Annotated in this window: 2 protein-coding genes (1 of these 2 running past the window's edge); both read left to right on the forward strand. The window is 39.6% G+C overall.

Annotation, left to right across the window (positions count from 1 at the left end):
* The first annotated feature begins 68 nt into the window (after nucleotides 1-68).
* Nucleotides 69-1322: a valine--pyruvate transaminase gene (locus LEP1GSC190_RS00720; RefSeq protein WP_002763086.1), complete on the forward strand. Its 1254-nt coding sequence runs from the start codon at nucleotides 69-71 to the stop codon at nucleotides 1320-1322.
* A gap of 72 nt (nucleotides 1323-1394) precedes the next feature.
* Nucleotides 1395-2500, forward strand: partial view of a hypothetical protein gene (locus LEP1GSC190_RS00725; RefSeq protein ID WP_002763144.1) — the 5' portion only. 1228 nt of this gene lie beyond the right edge of the window; only the first 1106 of its 2334 coding nucleotides appear in the window; its start codon is at nucleotides 1395-1397; its stop codon lies off the right edge, out of view.

Here is a 2500-nt window from a genome sequence, read left to right on the forward strand (position 1 = left end):
CTACAAAATTTCTCTTTTCGCTTAGATTCTAGTTCCTGGATTAGAGTTCGAAAGAAATTTGGTACGGTATGCAATATTCTATTTTTGGCCGGAAGTTTTCAGAACAAACTGGAATTGGACAATTAATGGACGATTTGGGGTGTTTTCACCCCGATTCTTGTTTATTGGGTGGAGGAAATCCAGCTTTCATCCCGGAAATGACCGAGGTATGGAAGGAGATTATATCGAAACAAATCGAGTCCGGAAGTATACAGAGAATTATAGGAAGTTACGAATTACCTTCCGGAATTCCGGAACTTCGAGAAACGATCGCTTCGATTTTATCGGAAGAATCCGGAACAAAAATTACTGAAGACCAAATCGCAATTACGAATGGGAGTCAGAACGCGTTTTACTTCTTATTAAACTTTTTCTCAGGGAATTTTGGAAACGGCCAGAAAAAGAAAATTTTTTTTCCCATTCTTCCTGAATATATCGGTTACACAGATCAAACTTTGGAGTCCGATTCATTCTTGTCCTTTACGCCTGAGATTCGAGAAATCGGGGATAGATATTATAAATATTTTATATCTTTGGAAAAGTTCAATTTAGTTAAAAATTGGCAACAGGATGCTGGTTGTATCTGCGTTTCACGACCTACAAATCCGACTGGTAATGTGATCACGGATCAGGAACTTGAGTTTTTGATTGAAAGAGCAAATGATGCAGAGATTCCTTTATTGGTCGACAATGCTTACGGATTTCCATTTCCCAACGTGGTCTTTGGAAAAAGTTCCTTTATTCACAGGCCGGGTATGATTCAAGGATTTAGTCTTTCTAAGTTGGGTCTTCCGGGAGTCCGTACCGGATTTGTACTCGGTGATTCAGAAACGGTTGCCATGTTACGTAAGGCAAATTCGGTTGTCAATTTGACGAGCGCCAGTCCGGGACAGTTTATTGCGCTGGATCTTTTTCGTTCGGGCCGTTGGAAATATTTATGTGAAAAAGTAATATTACCTTTTTATCATAAGAAATCGGTTTTTGCTCAGGAAGTAATTCTAAAAAATTGGAGTTCCAAGGTCGACTATCGGATTCATCAAAGCGAAGGTGCTTTTTTTCTTTGGATTTGGGTAAAAAATTTATCTTTGCCTATTAACGATCTTTATCCAATTTTGAAGAAAGCGGGTGTAATTATCGTTCCCGGTGAAACTTTTTTTCCGGGAGCCGATCCGAACTGGTCTCATAAACAGGAATGTTTTCGATTGAGCTTTGTTCGGGAAAATAAAGAGATCGAAGAAGGGATTTTGAGAATCGGGAAGGTATTGGAAAAATTCTCGAAATAAATGGTTTTGGTTAGCCATTTAAGAGGAATACTGGACAATAAAAAGAACTGTGTTGTCGATTTGATAAGAAATATGGAAAGCAGCGAACAAAACATAAGCTTTGAGGAATTGGCAGAGGGTAAACCTACCGAAATACAATCTCTTGCGCCTGATTATATTTTTTTGAACGAGGGAGCGGTCGGCTTATCCGCAACCGCGCGTTGTATTTTGGACGAACTTAGGGATTGGCATAAGAAGACAGAAAAGCACGGTTCCAAAAGTATTCATCCATCTTACTTGCTTACGTTAGATAAACTTGCGGAACTTTTAAATAAATATAGGAACCTGAGCGAACAAGCTAAGTCTCCGCCGAGCGTCGATCTTGCCTTAAGACAGTTGGTCGATTATGAGAAAAAAGGTAAGAATAAGTCAGCATTCATTTATCCGTTTTTGGTTCGTAACGGAGCTAAGATTCAGGCTCGAATCGCAATTGCAAGTCCTCAGAAAGAAGCGAAAACGGATGTAAGTCCGTATCGAGCCGCTTGTTTTCAATTTTCGGAAGAGATGATTGACCTTATACTTCAAAATCGAGCTAAAAAGCCGAAACTTCCAGATGAAGATAGCCCAGGTGCGTTTTTGCTTCATAAAAATAAGGCAGGAAAAAATTGGCTTTTTCCGAAGTTGGCTTCGCTTGAGGCCGAATTTTCTACCCTTTTAAAAAGGGGATTTCAACCTTACAGTTATATTCCTATGACGGACTTCCTAAGAGATTTTCTTACACACGCGACCAAGAAGAATTACGTGATGAAAATTCTTACGGATTACCATATCATTTTGGATGATCTTCAGTTGAATCCGGATGGTTCTTACGTGAATCAACCCGAAATCATCGCACATTATCGTTGTCAGGCGGATGCTCTAGAAAAATTTGCAATTCCTTATTTGAAGGAACTTAGCAAAAGAGCTGGTTACGGACTGTTTGGTACTAGGATTGCGGAGTTCGAGCAGACACATATTCAAATGGTGGAGCCTGGAAAAAAACAAAACGGCGAAAAGATAAAAGCGTTGATCTCGCTTATAAACGATTATCCGTTCGAGCGGGAGACGGATGAACTGGGTAAGAAGGTATCCGAAACTTGTAGACTTTCTGTTCAAATCATATCCAAACTGATGGAAGAAAAAGAGAAACTCGTTCAAAG

It is taken from the genome of Leptospira mayottensis 200901116, from assembly GCF_000306675.2.
Lineage (GTDB): Bacteria > Spirochaetota > Leptospiria > Leptospirales > Leptospiraceae > Leptospira > Leptospira mayottensis.

What these genes read in the sequence shown, in the direction of transcription:
- LEP1GSC190_RS00720 (WP_002763086.1), top strand. Translation starts at nt 69, where the DNA reads ATGCAATATTCTATTTTTGGCCGGAAGTTTTCAGAACAAACTGGAATT.